Origin of the sequence: Streptomyces cahuitamycinicus (assembly GCF_002891435.1) — a bacterium.
GTDB lineage: Bacteria > Actinomycetota > Actinomycetes > Streptomycetales > Streptomycetaceae > Streptomyces > Streptomyces cahuitamycinicus.
This window is the reverse complement of sequence record NZ_POUC01000409.1, coordinates 1-7,109: the sequence shown is the minus strand read 5'-3', so window position 1 is coordinate 7,109 and position 7,109 is coordinate 1. Positions and strand designations below refer to the sequence as shown.

7 protein-coding genes and 1 pseudogene are annotated in these 7,109 nt (G+C 72.8%); 2 read left to right on the top strand and 6 right to left on the bottom strand.

Features of this window, described 5'->3' with window-relative positions:
* Positions 1-773, top strand: a pseudogene (locus C1J00_RS45640) (serine/threonine-protein kinase); the annotation flags it as partial.
* Here C1J00_RS45640 and C1J00_RS34910 read toward each other — a convergent pair.
* From C1J00_RS34910 to C1J00_RS34890, 5 genes are all read right to left on the bottom strand, one after another.
* Positions 770-1,192 carry an acyl-CoA thioesterase gene (locus C1J00_RS34910; RefSeq protein ID WP_102912961.1) on the bottom strand — a complete coding sequence of 141 codons (423 nt, stop codon included), beginning with the start codon at positions 1,190-1,192 and terminating at the stop codon, positions 770-772. The pseudogene C1J00_RS45640 and the gene C1J00_RS34910 sit on opposite strands and share 4 nt — an antisense overlap.
* A 58-nt stretch (positions 1,193-1,250) precedes the next feature.
* Positions 1,251-1,886, bottom strand: coding sequence for a hypothetical protein (locus C1J00_RS34905; protein ID WP_102912960.1), 636 nt, complete (start codon positions 1,884-1,886; stop codon positions 1,251-1,253).
* A gap of 59 nt (positions 1,887-1,945) precedes the next feature.
* On the bottom strand, positions 1,946-2,794 hold the full coding sequence (locus C1J00_RS34900; RefSeq protein ID WP_102912959.1) for a cytochrome c oxidase assembly protein: 849 nt from the start codon (positions 2,792-2,794) through the stop codon (positions 1,946-1,948).
* Positions 2,794-3,357, bottom strand: coding sequence for a DUF2243 domain-containing protein (locus C1J00_RS34895; protein ID WP_102912958.1), 564 nt, complete (start codon positions 3,355-3,357; stop codon positions 2,794-2,796). The genes C1J00_RS34900 and C1J00_RS34895 overlap by 1 nt, the downstream gene beginning before the upstream one ends.
* 143 nt (positions 3,358-3,500) lie before the next feature.
* Complete coding sequence (locus C1J00_RS34890) at positions 3,501-4,709, bottom strand: pyridoxal phosphate-dependent aminotransferase (protein ID WP_102912957.1); 1,209 nt, start codon at positions 4,707-4,709, stop codon at positions 3,501-3,503.
* 87 nt (positions 4,710-4,796) lie between these two features.
* Here C1J00_RS34890 and C1J00_RS34885 point away from each other — a divergent pair, with 87 nt between their 5' ends.
* Positions 4,797-5,423 carry a winged helix-turn-helix transcriptional regulator gene (locus C1J00_RS34885; RefSeq protein ID WP_102912956.1) on the top strand — a complete coding sequence of 209 codons (627 nt, stop codon included), beginning with the start codon at positions 4,797-4,799 and terminating at the stop codon, positions 5,421-5,423.
* A 158-nt stretch (positions 5,424-5,581) separates the two neighbouring features.
* On the opposite strand, the gene C1J00_RS34880 is transcribed toward C1J00_RS34885, so the two are convergent.
* Complete coding sequence (locus C1J00_RS34880) at positions 5,582-7,075, bottom strand: IucA/IucC family protein (protein ID WP_102912955.1); 1,494 nt, start codon at positions 7,073-7,075, stop codon at positions 5,582-5,584.
* Positions 7,076-7,109 lie beyond the last annotated feature (34 nt).

Genomic DNA, 7,109 nt, shown 5'->3' with positions numbered 1-7,109 from the left:
CCCCCACCCGGGTGCTGCCGCAGCCCCTGGTCGTCACACAGCCCCAGCCGCTCCCGGGCGGGCCGGGGGAGCGGAGGGCGCGAAGACGCCGCAACGCGCTCCTCACGACCGCGGCCGTGGCCGCCGGGTCGCTCGTGCTGACGGGCCTGGCGGTCGCGGTCGCGGACGCGGGGAGCAGGTTCGGCGAGTGGGTGGCGGGCGCGCGCTCGACACCGGGGCCGCAGGAGTCCGGGCGGTCCTCCGACTCGGCGTCGTCGGGGCCCGAGGGCCGCACCGGCGAGTCCGGGCGGTCCTCCGACCCGGCGGCGTCGGCGTCCGAGGGCCGCACCGGAGCGTCGGGAACCGGCGGCAGGACACCGGAGGCGTCCGAGCCCCCGCCGACGAAGTCCGTGTCACCGCAAGTCGAATCACATGCGCTCATGATGCTGACCCCGGAGAATTCGCTGAGCTTCCGGGACCCGTTCATGCGCGACGACCGCAAGGGGGACATCCGCTTCGACTGCAAGGACGCCGGCTGCGCGGTGGAGAGCGACACCAGCGTGTTCCTTCAGCTGTTCGGCAAGTCGGGGGCGACCCTCGACGAGTGCCGGCTCATGCTCGCCAGTGCCGACCGCCACCGCTGGCCCCTGGCCTCGACAGCCGCCGGCACCGAGATCTGCGTCAAGCACCAGAACGGGGACATCGCCCTGCTCGTGCTCCAGACGAAGTCGACCGCGGTGCCCGACATCGCCTTCCTGCAACTGGACATGACGATCTGGCGCGACGCCGCCTAAAGCCCGAACAGCCCCGGGTCCGACGCCAGCCTCTTGAAGACCTCGGCGGGATCGGCGACCAGTTTGCGCTTCTCCAGGTCCAGGATCCCGCCGACCGCCGTGATCTGCGCGGCGATTGTGCCGTCGGCCTTCAGGACGTTCTGCTCGATCCGGAACGTCTTGCCGCCGCCCCACGCGAACGCGCAGGTCACCTCTACCTCATCGCCGGCGAGCAGTTCGCGTTGGTAGCGGATGGTCGTCTCCAGGGCGACCGGGCCCACGCCGCTGCCGATGAGGGCGGACTGGCTGATCCCGGCGGCGTGGAGCAGCGACCAGCGGGCGTGCTCCGCGTAGTTCAGGTAGACCGCCTGGTTGAGGTGTCCTTGGACGTCCGTCTCGTATCCGCGGACGGTCACAGGGACGGAAAACGGCTCGCTCACGGCTTCCCCTTCGGGCTCTCGTGCACTGCACAACGATCCACCGATCTTGGCATGCTCATCACGCCCGGCGCGGTGAAGCCAGCAGATACCGGTTCCCGGTGCGCGGCTCACGGTGCTCGCTCACCTGCCAGCCTGCCCCTTCCAGGGTGGCCGCGCAGGCCCGCAGCGCCGCGCCGTCCGGCTCGTGCACGGCGACGGCCTCCGGCTGCGGAGTCTCCCGTACGCGATAGCCCCCGCCCTCCGGCCCCGCCGGAGCGTGCCCGGCCGCCTCCAGAGCCAGCGCGGCGGCCCGCACCAGATGCGTACGCTCCCAGCCGCACGGCCGGTCCGTGCCCCCGCCCGGGTTGGTCATCCGGCGCAGCTCCAGCAGCCCCTGCCAGGCACTGTGCACCTCACGGCGCCGGGCGGGCCCGGCATCCGCAGCGGCTTCCTCACCGCCGACGCGTGCGGCGAAGACGCCCGTCGGCGCGGGAGCCTCTCCCGGCCCGGCGGGATCGGGGACCGGTGTGATCCCCTGCCGCACCCGGTGGCCCTCCGGCGTCAGGAAGTGATCGTGCGGCGGCCGCGGGTGCCGGAAGGCCAGCCCCCGCTTCACCAGCGCCGTCAGCTGCGACTCCGCGCCCCTCAGCCGCCCGGTCACGGGGTCGGCGGCGTCGATGACACGCCGCTGCGCGGCGGTCGGCGGTCGGGTCACGGCGCGCTCCTCTCCGGCTTCGGACAGCCCCGGGGCACAACGCCCCACCTGCTCGAAGGCTACGACCCGCCACTGACACTCCGGGCCGCGACGACTCCCCGCCCCGCACCACGGCCCGTCGCGCGCCGGGGCTCGGGCCGCCACGTGGCGACCAGCGCGGCGGCCAGCAGCAACTCGGCCAGGTCGCCGCCGTAGTACATGACCTCCGCGCCGCCCTGCACCTGGTCGACCGGCGCGTGGATGTCGACCCAGAAGCCGCCGTACATCAACTGGGAGATCACGGCGTGCGCCGCGATCGCGACGCCGAGGTAGACCAGCCTGGCCCGGACACCCGGCCTGCTGGGGGCCGGGTCGGGTCCGGCGATGGCGTAGGCGAACAGGCATCCGGAGAGCAGGAAGTGCGCGTGCAGCAGCCAGTGCGCGGCCGGACTGGTCGTGGTCGCGTTGTACAGCGGGGTGAAGTACAGCACCACGAGGCTGCCCGTGGAGAGCACCAGCGCGGGCGCCGGGTGGGCGATCACGCGGGCAGGCAGGCTGTGCAGCACCGCGGTCAGCCGTCGGCCACCGGACGCGGGCAGGGTGCGCAGCAGGAGCGTGACGGGGGCGGCCAGGACCAGCGCGAGCGGCGCGTACATGCCGATGAGGAGGTGCTGGGCCATGTGCCCGTGGAAGTCCTCGTGGGCGAAGGGGGCCACGGGCGGCAGCAGCGCGACGCCGAGCAGGAGGATCCCGCCCAGGAAGAAGCCGGTCCGCCACCGGCTCCAGCCGAGGGCCGGATTGCGGTGGTGCGCCCGGCGGACGAGCAGCAGGTAGGCAACGGCGGCGGCGAGCAGCATGAGCGCCGGCGGCAGCCAGTCCGGGGCGCCGCTGCCCGCGTCGTGCCCGTGCTCGGGCAGGTGGTGGTCCATCAGCCCGGCCGGCCCGCACGGCGGTCGGCGGATGCACCGGGGTCGAAGGCCCGGCCGCTGCGCTGGAGCAGGTGGCCGCCGGCGACCAGCAGGGCGCCCAGGACGAGGAAGCCGATGTCCCACCACACCTGGCCCTCCCCGGCGTGGACGTGGTGGATGCCGAGGACGTGGTGGTCCACGACACCTTCCACGAGATTGAACAGGCCCCAGCCGACGAGCATCCAGCCCCACAGCACCCGGGAGGTCCACACCCGCAGCCGGTCGTGGGTGACCCGCGAGTACAGCAGGGCCAGTCCCAGGAGGACCGAGAGCCAGCACACGGTGTGGAAGACGCCGTCCCACAGGGTGTTCATCTCCAGGCCGGAGACGGTGTGGGGGTTGTAGTACTTCACCCCGATGCGGTCCTGGTTGGTGCTGGAGAGCATGTGGTGCCACTGCAGCAACTGGTGCAGCAGGATGCCGTCGACGAACCCGCCCATCCCCACTCCGAGCACGATGCCCGGCAACCGGATGTCCGCCGGTCGTGCGGTGTCGGCCCGGGCTTCACCCCGCGTGGTCGCCATCACTCGTCTCCGTCCTCGCCTGGAAAGGGACCGAAGACGACGTTCCCCTCCGCGCGGCGCCCACGCCCTGCGCTCTGCCTCCATCCGGCTCAAAGACCCTTTCCGGCCGTCCCCGTGCGATCCGGGAGTCGCTCGGACGGGGCCTACTGGCGGTACCCGCCGAGGAACCGGCCGATCCGGCCGATCGCGGCCTCCAGGTCGTCCGCCTGCGGCAGGGTCAGGATGCGGAAGTGATCGGGGGCCGGCCAGTTGAAACCCGTGCCCTGGACCACCTGGATCTTCTCCCGCAGCAGCAGGTCCAGGACGAACTTCTCGTCGTCGTGGATCCTGTGCACCTTGGGGTCGAGACGCGGGAACGCGTACAGGGCGCCCTTGGGCTTCACACACGTCACGCCGGGGATGTCGTTGAGCTTCTCCCAGGCCATGTTCCGCTGCTCCAGCAGCCGGCCGCCCGGGGTGGTCAGCTCGCGGATGGACTGCCGGCCGCCGAGCGCGGCCTGGATGGCGTACTGGGCGGGCGCGTTGGCACACAGCCGCATGGAGGCCAGCATGGTGAGGCCCTCCAGGTAGTCCTTCGCGTGCTGCCGCGGTCCGGTGACCACCAGCCAGCCGGATCGGAATCCCGCCACGCGGTAGGTCTTGGACAGGCCGCAGAAGGTGAGGACCACCAGGTCGGGGGCGAGGGCGGCGGCCGAGTGGTGCACGGCGTCGTCGTAGAGGATCTGGTCGTAGATCTCGTCGGCGAAGACCATGAGGCCGTGCCGCCGGGCGAGGTCGAGGATGCCCTCGACGATCTCCCTGGGGTAGACCGCGCCGGTGGGGTTGTTCGGGTTGATGATCACGACCGCCTTCGTCCGGTCGGTGATCTTCGACGCCATGTCGTCGAGGTCGGGGTACCAGTCGGCCTGCTCGTCGCACAGGTAGTGGACCGCCTTGCCGCCCGCGAGGGTCGTCACCGCCGTCCAGAGCGGGAAGTCCGGGGCGGGGATAAGGATCTCGTCGCCGTCCTCGATGAGCGCCTGGACGGCCATCGACACCAGTTCCGAGACGCCGTTGCCGAGGAAGACGTCGTCGACGCCGACCTCCAGACCGAGGGTCTGGTAGCGCTGGGCGACCGCGCGGCGGGCGGAGAGGATGCCGCGCGAGTCGGTGTAGCCGTGGGCCTGCGGCAGCATCCGGATCATGTCCTGGAGGATCTCCTCGGGAGCCTCGAACCCGAAGAGCGCCGGATTGCCGGTGTTCAGGCGCAGCACGCTGTGACCCGCCTCCTCCAGCGCGTTGGCCTGCTCGATGACCGGGCCGCGGATCTCGTAACAGACCTCGCTGAGTTTGCTCGACTGCCGGAACTCCATGCGCCGCTTCTCCTCTGTCGAACTGTGTTGCTTGGTTTTACCAAGTGCACGCTTGGAAAGTCCAACAAGTTGTCTAGACTGCGTGGCATGCCACCTCGCCGAAGCTACGACCAGTACTGCTCCGCCGCCCGTGCGCTCGATGTCGTCGGCGACCGCTGGACCCTGCTGATCGTCCGGGAGCTCCTCGCGGGCCCCCGCCGCTACACCGACCTGCACGCGGACCTGCCCGGCGTCAGCACCGACGTCCTCGCCTCGCGGCTGAAGGACATGGAGCGCGACGGCCTCGCGACCCGGCGCAGGCTGCCGCCCCCAGGCGCGGCCTTCGTGTACGAACTCACCTCGCGCGGACGGGAATTGCTGCCCGTGCTGCAGGCGCTGGGGGAGTGGGGGCGGTCCGGGCTCGGCGAGCGACGGCCGACGGACGCGGTCCGGGCACACTGGTTCGCCCTGCCCCTGCTGCGCCTGCTGGACGGGGAAGGGCTCGTCGAAGTCCGCCTGGAGGAAGGCCTGTTCCATCTGCATGCCGGTGCCGAGGAGGGGCCCGTGTACGGCGACGGGCCCGCCCCCGGGGAGCCGGACGCCCGGCTGGCCCTGGACACGGCCACGTGCACGGCCGTCGCCCGCGGTGAGCTGAGCCTGACCCGCGCCGTGCGCGCCGGGCGGGTCGAGGTGAGCGGCGAGGGCGCACTCGCCAAGGCGCTGCGCGAGGCATGAGAGAAGGCCCACGGGAAGCGGGCCTTCTGAGGATCGGTCAGGTGAGCCTCGGTCAGGCGGTGGGCCTTCAGGACGGCCGCCCGCCGCCGCGCGTCGGCGCGTACCCGCCGGCCCCCGAAACCCTGATGATCATCCGGCTCCGCTTCCGAACGCCCCTCTCACCGAAGGGGATTGGGCAGTTCCGCCCACTGGTCCCCGGGTGTCCGCGGTGAAAGCCGCATGAGCGTCAGCGCCTTCGTGGGCAGGGGATCCGCGCACAGGGCCGCGAGGTCCGCGGTGCGCGGCAGGTCCCGTACGGCCGTCTCCAGCGCCGCTCCGAGCGCCGGGCCCGACCCGGCCGTGCCGGCCAGCGCACCCGCCACGAGCGAGCCGAACAGCTTGCGGCGGAGCGCGCGTTCGTCGTCCGTGACCATCCGGGCCGGCAGCCTGGGCACCGTGATGCCGTGCCGGGCGAGGCGGGCCGGGCTGACGCGGATGTCGGCCAGATCGCGGTAGACCAGCCGCAGGGGCTCGCCCGCCGCCGAGAGCACCACCAGCAGGTTCTGGCCGTGCGCCTCCAGGGCCACGCCCAGCTCCAGCAGCCGCAGTCCGACGGTGAGTGCGAGCCGGGCGAAACCGGCCAGCCAGGCGGGGGAGCCGGGCAGGCCGGTGGTGGCGAGCGCCGCCACCGGCAGGACCCGCTCGCCGCTGCCCGCGTACGTCTGCGGCGACTCCCGCAGGACGGCCGCGAAGTCGGGGGAGCCGGCCGCCGCCGCGCCCAGGGTGCGGGTGACGTGCAGCAGGCCGTCCGTGCGCGCCGCCGGTGTCGCGGCGAAGTCCGACAGCACCGTGGACGCGGCCACCGAGGGCAGGGAGATGTCCCGCACCGAGGACGTCAGCCGGGCGCTCAGCGAGGTCTTCACATGCGGCCCGCCGGGCAGGGCCAGCGTCCGCAGGGACATCAGCGGATGCGCGGGGTGCCGCTCCTCGCACACCCGCTTCAGCACGTGCGCCGCCTGCCACGGGTGCACCGGCAGCACCACCCGCTCCCCGTCCCGCATCTCCCGCGGCCACACGCCCGTGACCAGGCACTCCTCGGCCCGTACCGGCACCAGGCCCAGCTCCACGACCGGCCGGTGCTCGGGCCCGTAGGCCAGCTGCTCGGCCACCGAGAAGCCGGGCCGGGACCGGCACGTCGGATGGAAGGGATGCCCGTCGGCGATCCGCTGCTCCCACTCCCAGTCGCTCTTGGGCCAGTCGTCCCGGTCGCCCTCCTGCCCCGCTCTCGACAGCGCCAGCGAGGCGACGCTGTGCCCGAGTTCGGCGGCGAAGGAGGCGGAGTGCGGTACGGCGAGGTCCGTCATCAGCCGCGCCGGATCGGCGTAGGCCGTCCCGTCGAGCCGTACGACGGTGACGTACGCGGCGGTGGCGTACGGATCCGGCCGTGGGCCGTGCAGCCGGCGGCCGTCGGACAGGGACAGCGTCCAACCGTTCCCGTCCTGCTCGCCGCGGGTGACCCAGGGCAGCGGATCGTGGGCGAGACCGCGCCACAGCCGGGACAGTACCGCCGCCCGGGCGCCGGGCAGTTCGGCCTCGTACCGCGGCAGGAGCCCGGGCCGTACGACGGACAGCTCGTCGGCGACCTCGGTCTCGGCGGAGGGGGGACGGTGCACGGGCGGGCTCCTCGGGTACGCATAGGGGCGTCAC